This window comes from Janthinobacterium sp. NKUCC08_JDC (assembly GCF_019345575.1).
GTDB classification, from domain to species: Bacteria; Pseudomonadota; Gammaproteobacteria; order Burkholderiales; family Burkholderiaceae_D; genus Janthinobacterium; species Janthinobacterium aestuarii.
Map to the genome: position 1 here is coordinate 115,411 of NZ_JAHKQW010000008.1, position 21,604 is coordinate 137,014.

General features: G+C 61.6%; 17 protein-coding genes and 1 pseudogene. 4 read left to right on the plus strand and 14 right to left on the minus strand.

The annotated features are described in order from the left end of the window. Window position 1 precedes the first annotated feature (1 nt). The 10 genes and pseudogenes from KO538_RS19180 to KO538_RS19220 all read right to left on the minus strand — a co-directional run bounded on the left by KO538_RS19180 (window position 2) and on the right by KO538_RS19220 (window position 11,295). On the minus strand, window positions 2–1,117 hold the full coding sequence (locus KO538_RS19180) for a zinc ribbon domain-containing protein (protein ID WP_219329332.1): 1,116 nt from the start codon (window positions 1,115–1,117) through the stop codon (window positions 2–4). Window positions 1,118–1,182: 65 nt separating this feature from the next. Continuing rightward, complete coding sequence (locus KO538_RS19185; RefSeq protein WP_219329333.1) at window positions 1,183–1,908, minus strand: hypothetical protein; 726 nt, start codon at window positions 1,906–1,908, stop codon at window positions 1,183–1,185. A gap of 47 nt (window positions 1,909–1,955) precedes the next feature. Further along, window positions 1,956–2,510 (minus strand): hypothetical protein, encoded by a 555-nt coding sequence (locus KO538_RS29440; RefSeq protein ID WP_257620450.1) that lies wholly within the window; start codon window positions 2,508–2,510, stop codon window positions 1,956–1,958. 363 nt (window positions 2,511–2,873) lie between these two features. Beyond that, window positions 2,874–2,981 (minus strand): annotated as a pseudogene (locus KO538_RS29770) (zinc-ribbon domain-containing protein); the annotation flags it as partial. Between the two features lie 280 nt (window positions 2,982–3,261). Continuing rightward, a complete protein-coding gene (locus KO538_RS19195; protein WP_219329375.1) occupies window positions 3,262–5,523 on the minus strand; it encodes a YgiQ family radical SAM protein in 2,262 nt (753 codons plus the stop codon). Window positions 5,524–5,767: 244 nt separating this feature from the next. Beyond that, window positions 5,768–6,046, minus strand: a complete 279-nt coding sequence (locus KO538_RS19200) for a DUF4404 family protein (RefSeq protein WP_034753883.1) — start codon at window positions 6,044–6,046, stop codon at window positions 5,768–5,770. A gap of 11 nt (window positions 6,047–6,057) precedes the next feature. Further along, the gene (locus tag KO538_RS19205; protein ID WP_070219603.1) at window positions 6,058–6,270 is read right to left on the minus strand and encodes a VF530 family DNA-binding protein; all 213 of its coding nucleotides are present in this window, start codon (window positions 6,268–6,270) and stop codon (window positions 6,058–6,060) included. Between the two features lie 109 nt (window positions 6,271–6,379). Next, on the minus strand, window positions 6,380–8,533 hold the full coding sequence (locus tag KO538_RS19210) for a M3 family metallopeptidase (RefSeq protein WP_219329335.1): 2,154 nt from the start codon (window positions 8,531–8,533) through the stop codon (window positions 6,380–6,382). 229 nt (window positions 8,534–8,762) lie between these two features. Continuing rightward, entirely contained in the window at window positions 8,763–10,922 is a 2,160-nt protein-coding gene (locus KO538_RS19215) for a M3 family metallopeptidase (RefSeq protein ID WP_257620451.1), read from the minus strand. 154 nt (window positions 10,923–11,076) lie between these two features. After that, window positions 11,077–11,295, minus strand: coding sequence for a SlyX family protein (locus KO538_RS19220; protein WP_034753936.1), 219 nt, complete (start codon window positions 11,293–11,295; stop codon window positions 11,077–11,079). A gap of 160 nt (window positions 11,296–11,455) precedes the next feature. Here KO538_RS19220 and KO538_RS19225 point away from each other — a divergent pair, with 160 nt between their 5' ends. Together KO538_RS19225 and KO538_RS19230 are read left to right on the plus strand one after the other, a co-directional pair. Beyond that, window positions 11,456–11,842, plus strand: a complete 387-nt coding sequence (locus KO538_RS19225) for a type II toxin-antitoxin system RelE/ParE family toxin (RefSeq protein ID WP_219329336.1) — start codon at window positions 11,456–11,458, stop codon at window positions 11,840–11,842. Further along, window positions 11,839–12,195: an addiction module antidote protein gene (locus tag KO538_RS19230; RefSeq protein WP_219329337.1), complete on the plus strand. Its 357-nt coding sequence runs from the start codon at window positions 11,839–11,841 to the stop codon at window positions 12,193–12,195. Before KO538_RS19225 ends, KO538_RS19230 begins: the two co-directional genes overlap by 4 nt. A 7-nt stretch (window positions 12,196–12,202) precedes the next feature. On the opposite strand, the gene KO538_RS19235 is transcribed toward KO538_RS19230, so the two are convergent. After that, the gene (locus KO538_RS19235) at window positions 12,203–14,263 is read right to left on the minus strand and encodes a UvrD-helicase domain-containing protein (protein WP_051991465.1); all 2,061 of its coding nucleotides are present in this window, start codon (window positions 14,261–14,263) and stop codon (window positions 12,203–12,205) included. Between the two features lie 209 nt (window positions 14,264–14,472). On the opposite strand from KO538_RS19235, the gene KO538_RS19240 reads away from it, so the two are divergent. Next, a complete protein-coding gene (locus tag KO538_RS19240) occupies window positions 14,473–14,958 on the plus strand; it encodes an SRPBCC family protein (protein ID WP_046683204.1) in 486 nt (161 codons plus the stop codon). Between the two features lies 1 nt (window position 14,959). Here KO538_RS19240 and KO538_RS19245 read toward each other — a convergent pair whose 3' ends face one another. Together KO538_RS19245 and KO538_RS19250 are read right to left on the minus strand one after the other, a co-directional pair. Next, entirely contained in the window at window positions 14,960–16,081 is a 1,122-nt protein-coding gene (locus tag KO538_RS19245) for an HD-GYP domain-containing protein (protein WP_374106863.1), read from the minus strand. Window positions 16,082–16,247: 166 nt separating this feature from the next. Continuing rightward, window positions 16,248–17,696 carry a dihydrolipoyl dehydrogenase gene (locus tag KO538_RS19250; RefSeq protein ID WP_219329338.1) on the minus strand — a complete coding sequence of 483 codons (1,449 nt, stop codon included), beginning with the start codon at window positions 17,694–17,696 and terminating at the stop codon, window positions 16,248–16,250. Between the two features lie 128 nt (window positions 17,697–17,824). Here KO538_RS19250 and KO538_RS19255 point away from each other — a divergent pair, with 128 nt between their 5' ends. Continuing rightward, window positions 17,825–18,715, plus strand: coding sequence for an ArgP/LysG family DNA-binding transcriptional regulator (locus KO538_RS19255; protein ID WP_219329339.1), 891 nt, complete (start codon window positions 17,825–17,827; stop codon window positions 18,713–18,715). Between the two features lies 1 nt (window position 18,716). On the opposite strand, the gene KO538_RS19260 is transcribed toward KO538_RS19255, so the two are convergent. Beyond that, window positions 18,717–20,774: a primosomal protein N' gene (locus KO538_RS19260; protein ID WP_219329340.1), complete on the minus strand. Its 2,058-nt coding sequence runs from the start codon at window positions 20,772–20,774 to the stop codon at window positions 18,717–18,719. Window positions 20,775–21,604 lie beyond the last annotated feature (830 nt).

The window sequence follows — 21,604 nt, forward strand, 5'->3', positions numbered from 1 at the left end:
CTTACTTGAGTTTATGCGCGCATTCGCCGCAGAACACGTCATCGGACGCGACCGGTGCCTTGCAGCTTGGGCAATGCAGGCTGTCAACGGGCGCGGCAGCCGGCGTGGCCGGTGCGGCCGGTGCAGCCGCCTGTTCGGCCAGGGCACGCGCGCGTTCACGCGCTTCCTCGGCCTTCTTCTTGACCGTGGCCAGGCCGTCGTTCAGGCTCGCTTCCGAGGCGCTGAAATCGACATTGCGCGTAGCGTTCAGGTAGATGATGCACACGCCCTTGGTGAAGATCAGGCCCGGTACCACGGCCGCGGCCGCCAGCAGCAAGCCGCCGCCCAGGCCCGCTGCGATGATGTAGCCGGAACCGCCATTCAGACCCGAAGCGAGGGTATACATATTCATCTGGCCGCCCAGGCCCAGGATGCCGGCCGACATGCCGCTGGTCAGCGACACGCCGGTCCCGACCACGCCAAAGATCAGCAGCGCCACAAACGTCGTGATCAGGAACAGCAGCACTTCCAGCAAGATCACGGACACCAGCTTGGTGCGCACGATCAGGTTCAGGCGGGCAATGATCTGGAACACGGTGGCGCCCGACCAAGCGGCAGGGCCGGCCAGCGGCAGCATCACGTAGAACAGCGCAAACACCAGCACGCCCAGCACGATGGCCGACAGCGGGAAGACGACCGTGTACAGCACGGGGCCGAGCACGGGAATCTTGCAGACAAACAAGATGATGGCGATGGTGATCATGGCCGCCAGCACGATCAAAAATTCAAGGAAGACGACCGCGATCAGGCGGTGGCTCGTGTACAGCGAAACGAGCATGGCATCAACCAGGCTCATGCCAGGCTGGCCTTGCGCGTCGCGCATCAGCATGATGCCGACGGCGTTGGAGCCGTAAAACATCACAAGGAAAGCCATCAGGCCAGCGACAAAGACCAGCAGCGGACTGCTCATGCCGCCGGCAAGCATCGTCAGCACGCCACCGACGAGCACGGCGCTGATGAAGGTCAGGGCCAGCAGCGCAATCGCGCGAAAGTTTCTGATGGCGTCGGTCGCTTCGATCAGCGAACCCACGGCGGAGGAAAAGGGAAGAGGTTGATGTGTTTGTGTGGAAATGGTCATGTCTGGCCTGGAAGGGGTGAATCGGGAGGGGACGGCCTGCCTGGCCGTCCCATGGTCATGCTGTGTCAGTAGGCGAGCGCCAGTTGCAGCTCGCTCGCAGGCGCCTGGCGCTGGACGATCTGCAGCTTGACGTCCTGGCCACCGACGCGCTTGCTATTCAGGTACAGGGCCGTGCGTACCGGGTAAATGCCCTGCGGCACACCTTCAGGCATGGGAATCGAGAAGCCGCCCTTGTAGGCGCCGCTGCCGTTATTGCTGCTGACCACCTTGCGCACGGTTTTGATCAGCTCGCCATTGGGCTTGTACAGGCTCAATTCTTCTTCCACCAGCGGGTTCGGATCGCGCGTGCCGGCCGCCACTTCGATGTACGAATTGGTCTGCGCCTTCTGGCCCGGACGCACGGACGACGGCGTAAAGCCCGTCTCGTATTTCACCAGGGTCGACTGCTCGGGCAGCTTGCCCTTGTTGGCCACCTTGTAATCGGCCTGCACCTGCTGCGACGTCTTGACTTGCTGGCTTTGATAATTCAAGGCCACGCAGGCGAGCGCGCCCAGGCTGGCGCCCAGGGCCGCACCGCGCACGGTGTTGTTGCCGCCGCCCAGCAAGCCGCCGACGACGGCGCCGATGCCGGCCAGCATGGCCGTATTGCATTCGCCACTGGCCGCTTCCGTGCCTGCGGTGGTGGTATTGCCCGTGGCGCCAGGGCCGCCCGGCGCGGCGCAGCCGGCCAGCATCGACGACACGACCAGCATCGCCACCAGGGGCTTGGCCATTTGTTTCAAGTTTTTCACGTTATTCTCCGAAAGAATCAAAATAGGAATGGGAGGCAAGCTAGGGCTTACTCGATCTGGATTTGCGACAGCGCCTTGTCTTGCGCTTCCTTCGCCTTGCGCTTGATGTCCTGCGCATGGCGGTTGCCCTTGTCCATGCGCAACACGGCATTCGCATTGGCAATGGCACAGTCGTATTTGCGCTGGCTCATGCAGTGGCTCGCTTCCGACAGGCTGTCCGTGATCACGCTTTCCAGGCCCGTCGTCTGTTTGACAGGCGCCGGTGGCGGGGTCACCTTGACGGGCTTGGCCGGTTTTTCCACGACAGGGGCCGGGGGCGCTGCTGGAGCCGGCTCGGGTGCCGGAGCAGGCGCTGCCGCTGGCTCAGGCTCAGGCTCAGGCTCGGCAGCAGGTGTCGCGGCAAGGTCGCCCGCCGTGCCGCCATCGAGCGCAGCGTCATCGATGGCCAGCGGCTGCTCGGCGGCCGGCGCAGGGTCTTCCTGCACCGGCAAGGCTGCCTCCGGTTCAGGCACGGAGACAGGCGGCTTGCCTGACAAGAAATAGTAAGCGCCCGCACCGCCCAGCAGCACCACCGCTGCGACGGCCGCGGCGATCAGTTTCATGCGCTTGCCAGCCGGTGGGCTGTCAGCCGGCGTGTCGGGAACGCTGTCTGTCACTGCTGCGGGAGCGGTTTCTGGTTCCCGTGCAGGGGCGGGCGCAGGGACCGGATCGGCACGGCGCTTTTCCAGCACGGGCGGTGGCGCAGGTGGCGCGACCGGTTCCGCCACCGGTGCCGGGGCAGGCTCAGGCACGGACACGGGTTCAATGACGGGTTCAATGACGGGCGCAATCTCCGGCGCGATGACCGGCTCTGGCAGCGGCGGCGGCATCGCTGCGGCCACCGGCGCCACGGCAAAGCTGAACGCGCACTTGGGACAGAACCGGGCGTCCGGCTTGCAGTCATGGCCGCACTGGCCACAGGATTTTCCCGGCACCGGGGCGGCAACGGTCGTGGCAACGGCAAACGTCGTGCCGCAGGAAGAACAGAATTTGGCGCCCGGCTTATTCTCGGCCTGGCAGGAAAGGCATTTCAATTGGCATCTCTTTTCATATCAACGCTGGGAGCCGCGTACGCCGGCGCTTGCCAGAATGGCAGTATTGTTGACGTACGGCTAAATGTTCAACGAGTATATTTTCAAATACCAAGTTGCCACAAGGGAAAATTGCCTTTTGCTCTATTCAATTTTTAAATATTGGTAAAAATCCTGCCAGCATGGCGTGCTGCGCCCCATGTTGGTGCGCAGATGGCAAAAAACCCGGCAACGCTGTATGCGTTGCCGGGTTTCAGCCGATGCCGGGGGCCGTGACGCTGGCTTACTTGCGTCCGCCCCGTGCCGGTGCGGCATGGCCGCCCTTGGCTGGCGGCTTGCCGCCACGGCCCATCGGCACGGCGGCCGGCTTGGCCTTGGTCTTGATGGTCGACAAGATCGATGGACGCACTTTCGATTCGACGGCTGTCGCCTTCGGCGCGGCGGCCGTGCCGCCCAGGGCGATGCGGTTCTTGCCCGGCGTGACCTTGAACTTGTCCGGCGTGCCGGCGCCATGCGTCTGGCGGCTGCGTTCGCCTGCGGCCAGTCCGCCCGACTCGGACGAGGTCCAGGCCGGAATCAGATGCTTGTCGCCATTGCCGATCAAGTCGCCCCGGCCCATGTTGACCAGCGCTTCGCGCAGGATCGGCCAGTTGGCCGGATCCTGATAGCGCAGGAAGGCCTTGTGCGTGCGGCGGATCTTGCCGCTGCGGGCCGTTTCCACCACTTCCGAATCCGCCGTGACCTTGCGCAAGGGATTCTTGCGCGTGTGATACATCGTCGTGGCCATGGCCATCGGCGTGGGCATGAAGGTTTGCACCTGGTCCAGCTTGAAATTATTTTTCTTCAACCACAGGGCCAGGTTCAGCATGTCCACGTCCGTCGTGCCCGGATGGGCGGCGATGAAATACGGGATCAGATACTGCTTCTTGCCTGCTTCCAGCGAGAAACGGTCGAACATTTCCTTGAACTCGTCATACGCGCCGATGCCGGGCTTCATCATCTTCGACAAAGTCCCCTCTTCCGTGTGCTCAGGGGCAATCTTCAGCAAGCCGCCGACGTGGTGCGTGACCAGTTCCTTGACGTATTCAGGCGAACGTACGGCCAGGTCGTAGCGCAGACCTGAGCTGATCAGCACTTTCTTGATGCCGGGAATGGCGCGCGCCTTGCGGTACAGGGAAATAAGCTTGCTGTGGTCCGTGCCCAGGTTCACGCAGATGGAAGGGTACACGCACGACAGGCGGCGGCACGACACTTCGATCTCTTTTTCCTTGCAGGCCAGGCGGTACATATTCGCCGTCGGGCCACCCATATCGGAAATGGTGCCCGTAAAGCCTTTGGTTTTATCGCGGATATGCTCGATTTCACGCAGGATCGATGGCTCCGAACGGCTCTGGATGATGCGGCCTTCATGCTCGGTAATCGAGCAGAAGGTGCAGCCGCCGAAGCAGCCGCGCATGATGTTGACGGAAAAGCGGATCATTTCCCAGGCCGGGATATGCGCCTTGCCATAGCTCGGGTGGGGCGCACGCGCGTAGTTCATGTCGTACACGCCATCCATCTCGTCCATGGCCAGGGGCAGCGGCGGCGGGTTGAGCCACACGTCGCGTTCGCCATGCGCCTGCACCATGGCACGGGCATTGCCGGGATTCGATTCCAGGTGGAACACGCGCGACGCGTGCGCATACATGACGGGGTCATCCTTGACGACGTCGTAGGCGGGCAGGCGCACGACCGTCTTGTCGTGCTTTTCCTTGGCCATGGCCAGGCGCTCTTCGCGGCTCATGATGCGGATCGGCTTGATGACTTCGGCCGATTTCGACGCATTTTCCGTGGCGCAGGCGGTCTTGTCTTCCTGCACCATCTCATACGGGCTGTAGTGCGGATCGATCTTGCCGGGCACGTCGACGCGGGTGGAGTTGTGCACGCCCCAGTCGTCGCCGGGCAGCCAGCCGGATGGCACCATGAAGGCCGTGCCGCGCAAGTTGCGGATATCCTTGATCGATTCGCCAGCGGACAGACGGTGCGTCAGGTCGACCAGCGCCCGCTCGGCATTGCCGAAGATTAGCAGATCGGCCTTGGAATCGGGCAAGACGGAACGGCGGACCTTGTCCGACCAGTAATCGTAATGGGCGATGCGGCGCAACGATGCTTCGATGCTGCCGATGACGATGGGCACGTCGGGATACGCTTCGCGCGCGCGCTGCGCGTACACGGTGACGGCGCGGTCCGGGCGCTTGTTCGGTTCCGCATTCGCCGTGTAGGCATCGTCGGAGCGGATCTTGCGGTCGGCCGTATACTGGTTGACCATGGAATCCATGTTGCCGGCGGTAATGCCGTAGTACAAACGCGGCTTGCCGAGGATGCGGAACGCGTCGGCCGACAGCCAGTCCGGCTGGCTGATGATGCCGACGCGGTAGCCTTGCGCTTCGAGCAGGCGGCCAACGAGGGCCATGCCGAAACTCGGATGGTCGATGTAGGCGTCGCCCGTGACGAGGATGACGTCGCACTGGTCCCAGCCCAGCGCGTCCATCTCGGCACGCGACATCGGCAGGAAAGGCGCCACGGCAGCGCGGGCAGACCGCTTGGGAACGGTCGCAAATAAATTGGTAGGGGAGCTCATAGGGTACGGATTGTACCGGAATTGGCCATTTCCAACCTGATGGCCTGCTTTTTACTGTTGGATTTCAGTACAAAAAACGTTTATTTTTCAATCACTTGGGGTCAGACCCGTTGGGTCTGACCCCAGAATTTTTGACTGCTGGGGTACGACCCGGCGGGTCGGACCCCGATCAAATCCCCATATTCGCCAGAATCTCACCAAGTTCCCGCAACGCCGGCTCCAATTTCGGGTGCTTGACGGCAAACTTGGCCGACAATTCCTGGCTGCGCTCGGCCAGGCCATAGGTGGTCGACTCTTCTTCCTGCTCTTGCGCGGCGCGCTTTTCCATCAGCAACTTGATGTCGACATCGAGTTTTTGCAGCAAACCATGCAGTTCTTCATCGACGGGGCCGCTGGTTTCCAGTGTCGAATGCAGTTGTTGCAGCGATTCCTTGAGTTTGCTATCCATGTTTTTTCCTGTCAGTCAGTAAATTGCGTGTCCAGGAACAATTGTTCCACCTTGCTCCTGGCCCACGGGGTCTTGCGCAAAAACTTCAGGCTCGACTTGATGCTGGGATCGCTGATGAAGCAATTGATATCGATGTGCTTGGCCAGGCCGTCCCAACCGTAGTGGGCGTGCAGGCGCGTCACGATACCTTCCAGGGTGATGCCATTCAAATCTTGCTGACTCATATACTCTTTCGACTGCCTTCTTGTTTACATCTTACTCAATTCTACGCCGCCGGCACGGAAAGCTTGCGTGCGCCATGTCAACGCAACGCAAGCTTCTGACGAGGACGTCTTACTTCGCGTTCAAGCCGCGGCGTTCCAGCAGCGGTTCCACGGTGGCATCGCGGCCGCGGAAGTCACGGAACAGTTGCAGCGCATCGACGCTGCCGCCGCGCGACAGCAATTTGCTGCGGAACCAGTCGCCATTCTTGCGCGTCAGGCCGCCGTTTTCCTTGAACCAGTTAACCGATTCCGCATCCAGCTTTTCCGACCACAGGTAGGCGTAATACGCGGCCGAATAGCCGCCCGAGAAGCTGTGCGAGAAGTAGCTGGTGCGGTAGCGCGGCGGCACGGGCGCGTAATCGACGCCAGCGTCTTTCAGCGACGCCGCTTCAAAGGCCAGCACGTCGGTCGGGATCTGGCTCGGCGCCAGCTGGTGCCAGCGCTGGTCCAGCAACGCTGCCGACAGGTATTCCGTCGTCATGAAACCCTGGTTGAATTTCTTCGCCGCCGTCACCTTGTCGAGCAATTCCTGCGGCATGGCCGCGCCGCTCTGGTAGTGCTTGGCATAGTTTTGCAGCACTTCCGGCCAGACGGCCCACATTTCATTGACTTGCGATGGATATTCGACGAAGTCGCTCGGCACGCTGGTGCCGGCAAAGCGCGGATATTTCACGTTCGAAAACATGCCGTGCAACGCATGGCCGAATTCGTGGAACATGGTCGTCACTTCATCGAACGTCAAGAGCGTCGGCTGGCCGGCCGGCGGCTTCGGAATGTTCAATTGGTTGGCCACCACTGGATGCGTACCCATCAGCATTGACTGCGACACGTATTCATTCATCCACGCGCCGCCATGCTTGTTGCCGCGTGCATAAAAGTCGGCGATGAACAGGGCCAGCGGCTTGCCGTTGGCGTCCGTCACATCGTAGACGCGCACGTCCGGGTTGTACACCGGTAGATCAGTGCGTTGCTTGAAGCTGATGCCGTACAGTTTATTGGCGGCAAAGAAGACGCCGTTGTTCAGCACGCTGTTCAATTCCAGGTACGGTTTCAGCTCGTTTTCATCGAAGTTGAAACGCTGCTTGCGCAGCTTGTCCGTGTAGATGGCCCAGTCGGCCGCCGCCACCTGGAAACCGCCTTTTTCCGCATCGACCACTTGCTGCAGGTCGGCCGCTTCGCGGCGCGCGTTGGCGACGGCCGGTTTCGCCAGTTCCGACAGCAGCGTGTTGACGGCCGTCGTGGTCTTGGCCGTCTGGTCTTCCAGCGAGTACGCGGCGTAGTTGGCGTAACCGAGCAAGGTGGCCCGTTCGGCGCGCAGTTTCGCCAGTTTCAAGACGATGGCGCGGTTGTCGAACTCGCCGCCCTGGCTGCCGCGGTTCAGCGACGCATCCATCAGGCGCTGGCGCGTCTTGCGATCCGTCAATACGGCCAATGGCGGCTGGCCGCTGGTGTTGACCAGGGCGATGAGGAACTTGCCGCTCAAGCCCCGCTCCTTGGCGGCTGCGGCGGCCGTATCGATATCGCTGTCCGTCATGCCGGCCAGCTCAAGACGCGTGTCGACGACGATGCTCTTGGCATTCGTTTCCTTCAGCACGTTTTGCGCGAAGGCCGTTTCCAGGCCAGCCTGCTCGGCGTTGTAGGCTTTCAATTTTTCCTTGTCCGCATCGGACAGCTTGGCGCCGGCGCGCACGAAGTCCGTGTGATAGCGTTCCAGCAAGCGCAAGGATTCGGCATCGAGGCCCAGCTTGTCGCGCTTGGCGTACAGGGTGTCGATGCGGATAAACAGTTTTGGATTCAGGGTAATCGCATCGCCATGCGCGGCCAGTTTCGGCGACACGTCCACTTCCACCGCTTCCAGCACGCTGTTCGTGTTGGTCGACGTCATGTTGCTGAAGATGCTTTGCACGCGGTGCAGCAGCTGCCCCGTGCGCTCGAGGGCCACGATGGTGTTCTCGAACGTAGGCGCCTGGCGGTTGTTGGCAATCGCGTTCACTTCGGCCAACTGGCGTTTCATGCCTTCGGCAAACGCCGGCGCGTAATGCGCATCCTTGATCAGGCCGAACTGCGGCATCTGGAATGGCAGCGGGCTCGCTTTCAGCAGAGGGTTCTGGGCGCTGACGGCGGCGGCGGGCGCGGATTTTGCAGTGGCGGCAGCCATGGCGGATGGGGCGGCGTGGGCCAGCATGACGCTGGCGGCGATGACGAGCAGTTGTGGACGGATCATGACATCTTTCTGAAAGCGCGGGGAAGAGCCGCGATCGCGTCGCGGGCCAGTGACAGATCATAGCAGCCTGTCACACAGGCGTCATCCAACATGGGCAATCCTGTGGTGCATCGCGCCAACTGCGCGGTTTACCACGGTTTGCGTGGCGATTCGCCAAATAAAAATGGCCGCCCATTGCATGGCGGCCACTGATGTTCATCACCGGCCAGGCCGGTGACGGGTACGAGGATTACTTGCCGTTCAAGCCACGGCGTTGCAGCAGCGGCTCGATCTTCGCATCGCGGCCGCGGAAGTTGCGGTAGATATCGAGCGCATCGGCACTGCCGCCGCGCGACAACAGTTTGTTACGGAACCAGTCGCCGTTCTTGCGCGTCAGGCCGCCATTTTCCTTGAACCACTCGACCGTGTCGGCGTCGAGCTTTTCCGACCACAGATAGGCGTAGTAGCCGGCCGAGTAGCCGCCCGCGAACGCGTGCGAAAAATACGTGGTGCGGTAGCGCGGCGGCGCCGGGGCGAAATCGACGCCGGCGTCGCTCAAGGCAGTTTTTTCAAAGGCCAGCACGTCGGTCGGGATTTGCGCCGGGGTCAGCTGGTGCCAGCGCTGGTCCAGCAGGGCCGACGCCAGGTATTCCGTGGTTTTATAACCCTGGTTGAAATTGTCGGCCGCCGTCACTTTCGCCAGCAGCTCGGCTGGAATCGCCGCGCCCGTCTGGTAGTGCTTGGCATAGTTTTGCAGCACTTCCGGCCACAGCGCCCACATTTCATTGACTTGCGACGGGTATTCGACGAAGTCGCGCGGCACGCTGGTGCCGGCAAAGCGCGGGTATGTCACGTTCGAAAACATGCCGTGCAGCGCATGGCCGAATTCGTGGAACATGGTGTTGACTTCGTCAAACGTCATCAGCGTCGGCTGGCCCGCTTCCGGCTTCGGAATGTTCAGGTTATTCGCGATCACCGGCTTGCGGCCCAGCAAGGTCGATTGGCCCACGTAGGCATTCGCCCAGGCGCCGCCGCGCTTGTTGCTGCGCGCGTAAGGATCCAGAGTAAAGATGGCCAGCTGCGTACCGTCTTCATTGAAGACGTCGTAGACCAGCATGTCGGACGTGTAGACGGGCAAGTCGGTGCGCTGCTTGAAGGTCAAGCCGTACAACTTGCCGGCGGCAAAGAACACGCCCTTGGTCAGCACGCTGTGCATTTCAAAGTACGGTTTCAACTGCGTTTCATCGAAGTTGTAGCGTTCGGCGCGCACCTTGTCGCTATAGAAGGCCCAGTCGGCGGCGCCCACCTTGAAGCCGCCTTTTCCTGCATCGATGACTTTCTGGATATCGTCCGCTTCACGGCGCGCATTGACGACGGCCGGCTTCGCCAGCTCGCCCAGCAGGGCGTTCACGGCGGTCGTGTCGTGCGCCGTCTGGTCTTCCAGCGAATATGCCGCGTAGTTCGGGTAGCCCATCAGCGCGGCACGTTCGGCGCGCAGTTTCGCCAGTTCCAGCACTTCCTGGGTATTGTCGAACTCGCCGCCACGGCTGCCGCGCGCTTGCGAGGCGGCCATGATGCGTTCGCGCAAGGCACGGTTGGTCAGCAGCGACAGCGGCGCCTGGCCCGTCGTGTTGACGAGGGCGATCACGTATTTGCCGTCCAGGCCGCGCTTCTTGGCCAGGCCGGCAGCCACTTCGATGGCGGCCGGCGACAGGCCGTCCAGTTCCTCGCGCGTGTCGACGACGACGGCCGACGCGTTCAATTCCTTCAGCACGTTCTGCGCGAACTTGGTCGACAGGGCAGCGAGCTGGCCGTTGTAGGCGCGCAGCTTTTCCTTGTCAGCCGCCGACAGCTTGGCGCCGGCGCGCACAAAGTCCGTGTGATAGCGCTCGAGCAAGCGTTTCGATTCGGCATCGAGGCCCAGCTTGTCGCGCTTGGCGTACAAGGTATCGATGCGCTTGAACAATTTGTCATTGAGCATGATCGCATCGCTATGGGCCGCCATTTTCGGCGCCAGTTCGCGTTCCAGGCCCTGGATCGTGTCATTCGTATTCGAGCCGGACATCACGGAAAACACGGTGCGTACACGGCTCAGCAACTGGCCCGAGCGCTCCATGGCCACGATGGTGTTGTCGAACGTGGCTGGTTTCTTGTTGTTCGCAATCGCACTGATTTCCGCAAGGTTGGCGGCCATGCCTGCCGTAAAGGCGGGCGCGTAGTCGGCGTCCTGCACCTTGTCGAACGGCGGATAGTTGAATGGCAGGCTGCTCGCTTGCGCAAACGGGTTAGAGGCAGGCAAGGCTACCGCCGCGGTAGCGGTGGTGGTTGGCGCCGCGGTGGCGGCAAAAACAGCGGCGGCTGGCGCCAGCATCAGGCTGGCGGCGATGACGAGCATTGTTGGACGGGTCATGTCTTCTTTCAAGAAACGCAAGAGAGCCGCGATTGTGTCGCGGGCCAGCCTGAAATAATAACAGCCTGAAACACTTGCGTCACCAGCAACTACCGATGGTAACGCGCCCGCCTTTGATGAACGGTTTTCATGTGTCCCGCGTCACGATGCTGATTTAATAATGCGGCGGGCGTTCGTTGACCAGTCCGCCATTTGCCTGCTGCGCGCCGTCGCGCACGTGTTCGCCCAGCTTGTGCAGCATCGCCTCGAGCTGGTCGATGCGCTTGCCCTGCTGGTACACCATCTGGTTCAGCGATTCGACCAGGTCTTCCTGCTGCGCCAGCTTGATTTCGATATCGACGAAACGTACTTCCATCTGTTCTGCATTGTCCATGGTGCTCACGATCATTTCTCACTGAAAGCGGCATTCTACCGCCGTCACGGCGTGAGCCAGGACAAACAAGCGGCATTCTTCCTGTAGCGGTGCCGATTTCTGCCTATTCTCCCCGTATGGCTGAATCAAACCGCTTGACGAATGAGAACAAACGATTACAATGGACGTATCCACTTTGCCTGACCTGATCGATACGCGCAAGACGGCTGAATACCGGCGCTGGGAAGACTCCCTGCACGACGTGGCTGCCGCAGCCATCGATGCACGCATCAAGCATTTGCAGCACGGAAAAAAGGGCGACTGGCGGCCCGTGGGCGAAGGCGTGTGCGAGCTGCGTTTTTTACAGACGGGGCCCGGCTGGCGCGTGTATTTTCACGAAACCAACCTGGGCACCCTGATCTTGCTGCTGCTCGGTGGCGACAAGTCGAGCCAGCGGCGCGACATCAAGCACGCGCAAGCGATACTGCAAACATTGAAGGCCCAACAGGCGGCCATCCGGAAACAAAAAGCGGTGGCCAGCCCATCGACAGGAGCACGAAAAAAATGAACGACCATACTGACGCTGACGGCTTTGACCTCGACGACCTGGACGCATTAGACCTGAGCAAATTTGATCCCACGCAACACCTGACCAGCAAGGAAGCCGTGGCTGCCTACATGAGCGAAATCGTCGCCACCGGCAACGCCGAACTATTCCAGTCCGCCATGAACGACGTGGTGCGCGCCTACGGTATGGGCAAGGTGGCGGCCAGGGCCGACATCACGCGTGAAGGCGCGTATAAAGCCTTGCGCGAAGGCAGCAAGCCGCGCTTTGAAACCATTTTAAAGATGCTCGATGCGCTGGGCATGCAACTGGCCATCGTGCCGAAAACCACGCCAGACGGCGCCGTGGAAGCGTGAACGCCGCTTAGCCCTTCGGCGCGGCCAGCAAGGCCTTCATGCGCGCCAACCGCTCCTTGGGCGAAATCACTTCCGCCTCCGTCGGCACGGCGTCGCCCACGTCGAGTTCCATTTCCTTGATGAAGCGCGACGGGTCGCAATGGACTTGCTCGCCAGCCCGCTTGCGCTTCTTGCACCACGTGATGTGCAAGGTGCGCTGGGCCCGCGTGATGCCCACGTACATCAGCCGCCGCTCTTCCTGGATGCGCGCGGCGATGGTTTCGGCCGGCGCGTCAGGGTCGCCCTTGTGCGGCAAGATGCCCTCTTCCACGCCCACCAGAAACACGTGCGGAAACTCGAGACCTTTCGACGCGTGCAGGGTCGACATGCGCACGGCGTCCTGCTCCTCGTCCTTGCCTTCGAGCATGGTCATCAGGGCCACCATCTGCGTCAGTTCCAGCACGTTCTTTTCTTCGCCGTCGCGGTCCTTGCCACCCCGGCCCCGTTCCTTGAGCCAGTTGACGAATTCCAGCACGTTCTGCCATTTGCTTTGCGCTTGGCGTTCCTCGAAAGCATCGTACAGATACGATTCGTAGTGGATTTCCTTCATCATGTCGTCCAGCACTTCGGCCGCGTTGTCGCCGCTGCCGGCCGCGCCGGGACGGCTGGCGCGCGATTCGAGGTCGTTGATGAAGTTGCAGAAGTCGCGCAGCGGCCCCAGCTGGCGGTCCGTCAGCTTGGCCTCGATGCCGCCTTTGAACACGGCCTGGAACAGCGAGCACTGCCACTGCCCCGAAAATGCGCCCAGCACCTCCAGCGTCGATTGCCCCACGCCACGGCGCGGCGTCGTCACGGCGCGGATGAAAGCCGGATCGTCATCTTCGTTGGCCAGCAAACGCAGATAGCTGATGATGTCCTTGATCTCGGCCTTGTCGAAGAAACTCTGGCCGCCCGAAATCGTGTACGGGATGCGTTCCTTGCGCAAGCATTGCTCGATGATGCGCGCCTGGTGGTTGCCCCGGTACAAAATCGCGTAGTCGGAAAATTTGTTCTTGCGCTCGAAATGGTCGGCCGAAATCATGATGGCGACCTGCTCCGCCTCCTGCTCGTCCGTCTGCATGCCCAGCACCTTGATCGGTTCGCCCAGGCCGTGCTCGGACCACAGCGACTTTTCAAACAGTTTCGGGTTGTTGCCGATGACGGCATTGGCCGCGTTGAGCACGCGCATGGTGGAGCGGTAATTCTGCTCGAGCTTGATCACGCGCAGATCGGGAAAATCCGTTTCCAGGGTCTTCAGGTTTTCCACGGTGGCGCCACGCCACGCGTAAATTGCCTGGTCGTCGTCGCCCACGGCCGTAAACATCGGCTTCTTGCCGATGCCCGTCACCATCAGTTTCACCAGCTCGTACTGGCAAGTGTTCGTATCCTGGTATTCGTCGACGAGCAGGTAGCGCAGGCGACGCTGCCACTTGTCGCGCACGGGGCCGTTGTTGCGGAACAGTTCCACCGGCAAGCGGATCAGATCGTCGAAATCGACGGCCTGGTAGGCGGACAAAGTCGCGACATAGCTGCGGTAGATGCGCGCCGCGTTGGCTTCGTCCTCATCCTTGGCTTGCGCCAGCGCCATGTCCGGATCGATCAGGCCATTTTTCCACAGGGACATGGCATTCTGGATGCCGCGAATGACCTGTTTATCGGTGGTAATGGCGAGGTCTTGCACGAGTGAAAAACAATCGTCGCTGTCCATGATGGAAAAGCGGTCCTTCAAGCCCACGCCATTGGCTTCCTGGCGCAGGATTTTCACGCCCAGCGAGTGGAAGGTCGACACTGTCAACTGCTTGGCCTGGCGCGGCTGTTTCAACAGCTTGGCGATGCGTTCCTGCATTTCCAGCGCCGCCTTGTTGGTGAAGGTCAGCGCGGCGATGGTGCGCGGGTCATAGCCCCGGTCTTCGATCAGGTGGGCGATCTTTTGCGTGATCACGCGCGTCTTGCCCGAACCGGCGCCCGCCAGCACGAGGCAAGGGCCGTCGAGGTAGGTAACCGCTTCACTTTGGGGCGCATTCAGACCGAACTGTGGTGCTTTGGACATCAGGGTATTTCCGCAGGGAACAGCAGCCCATTGTAACAGCGTCGCATGGGCTATTTGCATGGCGGACCCTGCCTGAAAAACAGGCATAGTCATTGATATATCGCCATATGCCGCCATCTTGGCCGATTCAATGCGTGCGGCGATGCCACGCCTGGAGTACCATTCCGCCTATATCGCCCGTGCGCGCCCACTTACCGAATGGCAGTCCCATGAAATTTGAACACCTGATTGAAATCAACGATCCCTTGAACCCGCTGATCGACACCTTGACTCTGGAACAGGTGTGGCGCGGCCTGGTCTTGCGCGCCGAGTCGCCGAAGCTGTTCGTGCCGCACCTCGACGAATGCCAGATCAGCGAACGCAGCGACGCCGGTTTCGCGCGCAGCCTGCGCTATGGCGAGCTGGTCATCAACGACAAGGTGGTGCTGATACCGCAACTGCAGGTGCGCTACGAAGTGCCGGCGCAACAGGATATCAGCGCGTCCTCGCTGGTGATGACCATCGAAATGCCCGACGAAGCGAGCATGTGGGTGCGCTTCCAGTACGACGACGGCCACGACGCGGCCACCGACGCGGCCAATGCCCTGTACGACGACTTCCGCCGCTCGGCCTACAAGGAGTCCGACATCGACACGGTGCGCATCATGCGCGAACTGGCGCTTGAAGGACGGCTCGATGCGGGCTTGCTGAACTAAATCAAATTCGCGCGCTGCGGCCCCACAACTGATCGGGGCGAAACTGGAGTCCCGCCTGCTCGGCGCTCAGCACTTCGCGAATCGCATGCAAGTCCACGCGCGTATCGCGCCGCAGCGGCACTTCCAGGCGCGCGCCGCGGGGGCCGACCAGCGACTGCACATGGGGCGTGGTGGCATTCAGCCCCTTGCGCGTGACGACGCCGACTTCCCCATTCAACAGTTTGACGAAGGTGCCGACCGGGTAGATGCCCAGCTCGCGCACCAGCAGCGAGGCCAGCGGCGCATCGAGGGTGGCCTTGTCGGCCATCAGCATTTCGCGCAGGGCCACGTTCGGCAGCAAAGGCTGGCGGTAGCTGCGCTTCGATACGCGCGCGCAATAGCGGTCGGCCAGCATGATCAGGCGCGCGCCGATGCCGATCGCCTCGCCTTGCGTGCCCAGCGGATAACCGCTGCCATCGATATTTTCATGGTGCTGCAGCACGGCTTGCAGCCAGACGGCATCCGTCACGCCAGCCGCGCGCAGCAAATCGACACCGGCTTGCGGATGGGCGCGCAAATAGGCGCGTTCCTGCGCGTCCAGCGGCCCCGCCTTGTGCTGGAAATCCGCATGGCGTTCCAGCATGCCCACATTCATGCTCAGCGCGGCCAGCAGCACGCTGCGGATCACGCCATCATCGAGTTTCAGGGCGCGCGCCAGCAAGGCCGTGATGACTGCCGTATCGACGCTGTGGCGCACGGCAAAGTCGCCCGCGCCCTGGTTGTGCAGGATGCAGGCCAGCGCCACGTCGGCATCCAGAACAACAGCCTCTTCCACCAGCTGCGCCAGCGGCGCGAGGGATGCATGGCTGCCCGCCTGCCCGGCGGCAATGGCCGGCAAGACGAGGGCCAGGCCCGCCGTGACGAGGTTGAGCATGCGCAGGGCCGACGGTGCTTCTGTGGCCGTGCGCGGCACGTCCGCGCTGGTATCGGCGATGACGCCGTGCGCCAGCAGCAATGCGATCTGGTTCTCGCTGCTGATGACATGGCCCAGCCTGGCCAGCAAGCTGCCCGTTTCGCCGTGCACGTCCCAGGGCAGGGCCACGCCCAGGGCGAGTTCTCCCGCGTAAATGCGCCGAATTTTCACATCGTCTCCGTGTCATCGCCAGCCGCCACCCTTTTTACCATTGCGGCATGGGCGGCATGTGCCAATTGAAATGTTTTTTGCTTTTAATCAATATTTCAATGTGGCAGCGATGATCGCGCAATCATGTGAGCTTGTCTACAAAATTATGTAAATCATAAAGTTGCCTTCAAGGTCCCGGTGTGCAGTCGGCGCAGCCGGGCGCGTGTTCCGGGTCTTTTTCCAGGTGCAGCGCCAGCTCGCGCAAGGCCGTGCGCACGCCTTCTTCGATGACGGGGTGGTAGAACGGCATGTCGAGCATGGCCGGCACCGTCAGCTGGGATTGGCATGCCCAGGCCAGCAGATGGCCCAGGTGTTCCGCCCGTGGGCCGATCAGCTCGGCGCCGAGAAAACGCTTGCTGCCGAACTCCGCATATACGCGCAGCAAGCCCTGGTTTTGCAGCATCACGCGGCTGCGGCCCTGGTTGCCGAACGACACGGCGCCGACGGCGAAGCGGCCCGCGTGGCTCACGCACAATTGCTGGTACGTCGCGCCCACAGTGGCGATCTGCGGTTCCGTGAAGGCGATCGTCAACGGCGTACGGCGCAAGCCCGGTTTGACGTCAGGAAAGCGCGCCGCGTTGTCGCCCGCGATGCGGCCCTCGTCGGCCGCTTCGGGCAGCAGCGGTAACTCGTTGTCGGCGTCGCCGGCGATGAAGATGGCGCTCTTGCCGCACTGCATGGTGTGCGGATCGTACAAGGGAATACCGTGACGGTCGAGCTCGATTTGCGCCGTTTCCAGGCCGATCTTGTCCACGTTCGGCGCGCGGCCGATGGCGGCCAGCACATACTCGAACTGCTCGGTTTTTTCCACGCCGGCGTCATCGCGGCTGGTCAGCACGATACCGCTGCCGTCCGGCGCTTTTGCCATGTGCGCGACCTTGGTCATGAAACGGATATCGAGTTCGCGCGCCAGCACGGCGTCCGCCTCGCGCAGCACCAGCGGATCCGTCAGCTGCGCGACTTTATTGCCGCGCGCAAACAGGGTCACGCGCACGCCCAGCCGTGCCAGCGCCTGGCCCAGCTCCAGGCCGATGACGCCGCTGCCAACCACGGCCACCGAGCTGGGCAAATCCGTCCACTCGAACACGGCGTCGCTGGTGATGACTCTTTCTCCCGCCGCCTGCCACTCGGGCGGCACGATGGGCGTGGAACCGGTGGCGATCACCACGCTGGTGGCCTCGACGATCGTATGCTCATCCACCTGCAGCTTGCCAGGGGCGATGAAGCGTGCATGGCCGCGCAGTTTTTCGTCGTCGGGAATGGCATTGACGCCGTCGAGCACGAAGCCGACAAAGCGGTCGCGTTCGCTCCGTACCCTGGCCATCACTTGCCGGCCATCGATGCGCACAGGCCCCGGATGCACGCCGAAAGCGGGCGCGGCAGCCACCGCATGGGCCGCCTCGGCCGCCGCGATCAGGAGTTTGCTGGGCATGCAGCCCACCCTGGCGCAGGTCGTGCCGTACGGTCCGCTTTCTATCATCAGCACACGCTTGTCATGCATGCGCGCCGCCCTGTGCGCCGTCATGCCGGCCGTGCCGCTGCCGATCACGGCCACATCCACTTGTATCGTCTTCATGGTGCTATCCATCCACTGAGGTTGCTCACAGCGTTCGATACTACCCGTTTGCCGAAAATAAGGTTTTACTTTGCAGCAATACATGCATTAGTATAACTAATAATTTTCAAAATTTATAAGCTGAGCTAATGGGATCACTCGATTATCGCGCGCTGGCCGTGCTGGACGCCGTGGCCAGCCATGGCAGTTTCGACAAGGCCGCCCTGGCGCTGGGCATCACCCAGTCGGCCGTCTCGCAGCGGATCAAGGCGCTGGAAGACGCCAGCGGGCGATTGCTGATCATCCGTGGCCAGCCAGCCGTGCCGACGGGCCTGGGCCAGCGCCTGATCGTGCATCACCGCAACGTCAAGCTGATGGAAGCATCGCTCGACATCGACCTGGGCAACAGCGTCAGCATGCCGGAAATCGCCATCGCCATCGATGCCGACAGCCTGGCCACGTGGTTCCCCGACACCTTGTCCGCCCTGCTGGCACCGCCGCGCTGCCAGCTCGACGTACGCCTGGCCGACAGCGACAGCGCCCTGCAAATGGTGCGCGACGGCTCCGTGTTTGGCTGCGTGGCGGCCGGGTCCGGCACAGCGATCGACGCGGCGGCGGCCACCAGCGTCACGCCGCTGGGCACCTTGCGCTATGTCTGCGTGGCAACACCCGTGTTTGCGGGCCATTGGTTTGGCGACGGTTTTATTGCCGAAGCGGTGCAACTGGCACCAGCTGTCGTAGGCCAGCACAGCTTGCTGGCGCGTTTCCTCGCTGAACAATTGAGCATGCGTGAACCATTCCCCCACCACACCTTGCCGGTGGAAGCGGCGCGCCGCGGCTGCGTCCAGGATGGCCTCGCCTACGGCCTGATGCCGCAGCGCCTGGCCGCGCCAGCGCTGGCGGCGGACCGTCTCGTGGATCTGATGCCGGGCAGCACCCTGGACGTGCCGCTGAGCTGGCATGCCTGGACCCTGGACACGCCGTTTACCAAGCTGCTGTCGGAACAGATCGTCAAGTCGGCACGCGATTACCTGCAGTAATTCAGATATCGAGCGGGTCCACTTCCAGCGACCATTTCACGCGCGTCTTCATGGCGCGCAGCTCCGCTAACCATTCCTTCAGGAACGCTTGCAGCGCGGGCCGCGAGGGCGATTCCAGCAGCAGCTGGGCGCGGTCCACGTTGTACACACGCGTCATGCTCATGGGAATCGGGTCATTGATGGTCACCTGCGGGTGTTCCATGCACTCTTTCGCCGCCTGCAGGAATTCGATGGCCGTCGCCAGCTCGGGCGCCTCGGCGCGCAGCAGGGCCTGGAACAGGTAGGGCGGCAGCGCCGCCTGGGCCCGCTCTTCCAGCAAGGTGGTGGCGAAGTGGTCGTAATCGTGGTTGACGACGGCGTCGTACAGCGGATGGCGCGCATAGCGCGTCTGGATCAGCACTTCACTGACGCTGCCCCCTTCCGTCTGCGCGGCACGCCCGGCGCGGCCCGCCACCTGCATCAATTGCGCGAACAGCCGTTCGCTGGCCCGGTAATCCTGCGAAAACAGGGCCGTGTCCGGATTCAAGATGCCGACCAGGGTCAGTTTTTTGAAATCGTGGCCCTTGGCCACCATCTGCGTGCCGATCAGAATATCGACTTCGCCCCGGTGCACAGTGTCGAACGCTTCCTGCGCGCTGCCTTTCTTGCGCGTGGAATCGGCGTCGATGCGCAAAATCCGCGCCTCGGGAAACAATTGCTGCAAGCCCTCTTCCACCCTTTGCGTGCCGCGTCCCAGCGGCTGCAAGTCGACGTTGCCGCACGTGGGGCAATGGCGGGGGATGCGCAGTTCCAGGCTGCAATGGTGGCAACGCAAGCGGTGTTCTGGCTTGTGCAGCACCATGAACGAGGTGCAACGCGTGCAATTGCTGATCCAGCCGCACGATTCGCAGCAGATGACGGGCGAATAGCCGCGCCGGTTCAGGAACAGCAGCGACTGCTCACCGCGCTCCATGCGCAGTTTCAAGGCGGCTACCAGATGCGAAGTCAGGCCATCTTTCGGCTTGTCGCGCTCCATGTCCAGGATCTTGACGCGCGGCAACACCGCATTCCTGACGGCCCGTTCGCGCAATTCCAGCTTGCGATAGCGCCCCGTCTGTGCGTGGTGCCAGCTTTCCAGCGAGGGCGTGGCCGAACCGAGTACGATGGGAATTCGCAATTGCCAGGCGCGCCACACGGCCAGGTCGCGCGCCGAATAGCGCAAGCCTTCCTGCTGCTTGTAGGAAGGATCGTGTTCTTCGTCGATGACGATCAGTTTGAGCTTAGGCAACGACGCCAGGATGGCCAGCCGCGTGCCGAGCACGATGCGCGCCTGGCCCTGGTGGCCAGCCAGCCAGTGCAGCATGCGCTCGCCCTCGGACAGGCTGCTGTGCAAGGTCGCCAGCATGACGCCGGGAAAGCGCGCACGGATATTGCCTTCCAGCTGGGGCGTGAGGTTGATTTCTGGCACCAGAATCAGGATTTGCGCATCGTCCTCGCGCGCCAGCACCTGGGCGCAGGCTTGCAGATACACTTCCGTCTTGCCGCTGCCCGTCACGCCGTACAGCAGGGTGGGCTTGAAACCCTGGGCGCCGCCGATGGCGTCCGCCGCTTCCTGCTGCGCCGGGTTGAGCGCCGGCATGTTCAGCGGCGTGCCGTCGTGCGCGTCGGCCAGCTTGCCCAGCTTCTTGATGGCGCGGTCCAGCGCCACGGTGGTGAGCACGCGCAAATTCTTCGGCAAACCGGGCAGCGCCACTTCACCGAGCGGGCGCTGGTAGTAATCGGCGGCAAAGGCGGCCAGCGCCAGCCACTGTTCCGACAGCGGCGCCAGCTGGCTGCGCACGGCCAGCACGTCCTTCAATTTCGCGGCGGGCACGTCGGTGCTGTCGGAGACGCCGACGATCAGCCCCATCACTTCGCGCCGGCCGAACGGCACCAGCGCCAACTGTCCCACTTGCGGCTGCGGTGCGGCAGCGTCCGCACCGGCATCGGCCGCCGCGTTCCAGCGGTAGTCGAACAGGGCGTTCAAGGGCGTGTCGAGCGCGATTTTCAGGATGCACGACGTCAAAATGCACTGCGACATGGGAGGTGGGCCTATCTCAATAAAAAAGCGCGCCGCAGGGTCGGTGGCGCGCGGGATGTCCGGCATCAAGCCAGCGGGCCATGATACTTGTTTCGCCCATCAAACACCTAACGGCAGGCAGGACAGCGTGTCATCGTGCCTGAAGAAAATTCTGTGGATAACTTTGTGGACAAAGCAAAATTAACTTTCAGAAAAATGTGGACAGAAAATTTCGATCGCCGTCAAGAGCGGCACGCAAGAAAAATTACCCTTTTAAAATCAATGGCTTAAAAATTGATGCCCGGGAAGCCATAAATCCACAGGGCATTTCCGCCGCTGTGCATAACTGAACCATTTGTAATGTATTTATACAGAAATCAGCACCGTTTTGATGCATGCGATCCGCAAAAATACGGGAGGAATGAAGCAAAGTTGACAATTGCCGGGCAAGCGTTCGTTTTTAGCTGACGAGCGGCGAAACATTGTTCAATTATCATGCACTGCAACATGCACTTCAGGTGAAACCTGAACATCGGCGCTAAGTATCGGTTAACAAAATACTTTTCAATTTTATCCACAGAATCTGTTGATAACTTTGTGGACAATGAAGGAATAAGGCAAGCGAACGAAAGAATAACCTTATCAATAGCAACAAAGTCCGCCGAACAATGGATTTTTTATGTCTTAATAATCAAGCACTTGCAGAGCATCCCCGGGCATGGCTTTTAGGGTGCCTCTTATTTCCGCAGCAAAAAAAATTGTGCATAAGTCGGTATTTCTTGCTAGGGCGCAGCAAAGAAAAAGGCAGGCTTCCGCTGGAAAGCCTGCCTTTTCTTGTCCCTGAACCAGGG

What these genes read in the sequence shown, in the direction of transcription:
- KO538_RS19180 (WP_219329332.1), bottom strand. Translation starts at nt 1,117, where the DNA reads ATGACCATTTCCACACAAACACATCAACCTCTTCCCTTTTCCTCCGCC.
- KO538_RS29440 (WP_257620450.1), bottom strand. Translation starts at nt 2,510, where the DNA reads ATGAAACTGATCGCCGCGGCCGTCGCAGCGGTGGTGCTGCTGGGCGGT.
- KO538_RS19195 (WP_219329375.1), bottom strand. Translation starts at nt 5,523, where the DNA reads ATGTCGCGTGCCGAGATGGACGCGCTGGGCTGGGACCAGTGCGACGTC.
- KO538_RS19200 (WP_034753883.1), bottom strand. Translation starts at nt 6,046, where the DNA reads ATGGATAGCAAACTCAAGGAATCGCTGCAACAACTGCATTCGACACTG.
- KO538_RS19205 (WP_070219603.1), bottom strand. Translation starts at nt 6,270, where the DNA reads ATGAGTCAGCAAGATTTGAATGGCATCACCCTGGAAGGTATCGTGACG.
- KO538_RS19210 (WP_219329335.1), bottom strand. Translation starts at nt 8,533, where the DNA reads ATGATCCGTCCACAACTGCTCGTCATCGCCGCCAGCGTCATGCTGGCC.
- KO538_RS19215 (WP_257620451.1), bottom strand. Translation starts at nt 10,922, where the DNA reads ATGACCCGTCCAACAATGCTCGTCATCGCCGCCAGCCTGATGCTGGCG.
- KO538_RS19220 (WP_034753936.1), bottom strand. Translation starts at nt 11,295, where the DNA reads ATGGACAATGCAGAACAGATGGAAGTACGTTTCGTCGATATCGAAATC.
- KO538_RS19225 (WP_219329336.1), top strand. Translation starts at nt 11,456, where the DNA reads ATGGACGTATCCACTTTGCCTGACCTGATCGATACGCGCAAGACGGCT.
- KO538_RS19230 (WP_219329337.1), top strand. Translation starts at nt 11,839, where the DNA reads ATGAACGACCATACTGACGCTGACGGCTTTGACCTCGACGACCTGGAC.
- KO538_RS19235 (WP_051991465.1), bottom strand. Translation starts at nt 14,263, where the DNA reads ATGTCCAAAGCACCACAGTTCGGTCTGAATGCGCCCCAAAGTGAAGCG.
- KO538_RS19240 (WP_046683204.1), top strand. Translation starts at nt 14,473, where the DNA reads ATGAAATTTGAACACCTGATTGAAATCAACGATCCCTTGAACCCGCTG.
- KO538_RS19250 (WP_219329338.1), bottom strand. Translation starts at nt 17,696, where the DNA reads ATGAAGACGATACAAGTGGATGTGGCCGTGATCGGCAGCGGCACGGCC.
- KO538_RS19255 (WP_219329339.1), top strand. Translation starts at nt 17,825, where the DNA reads ATGGGATCACTCGATTATCGCGCGCTGGCCGTGCTGGACGCCGTGGCC.
- KO538_RS19260 (WP_219329340.1), bottom strand. Translation starts at nt 20,774, where the DNA reads ATGTCGCAGTGCATTTTGACGTCGTGCATCCTGAAAATCGCGCTCGAC.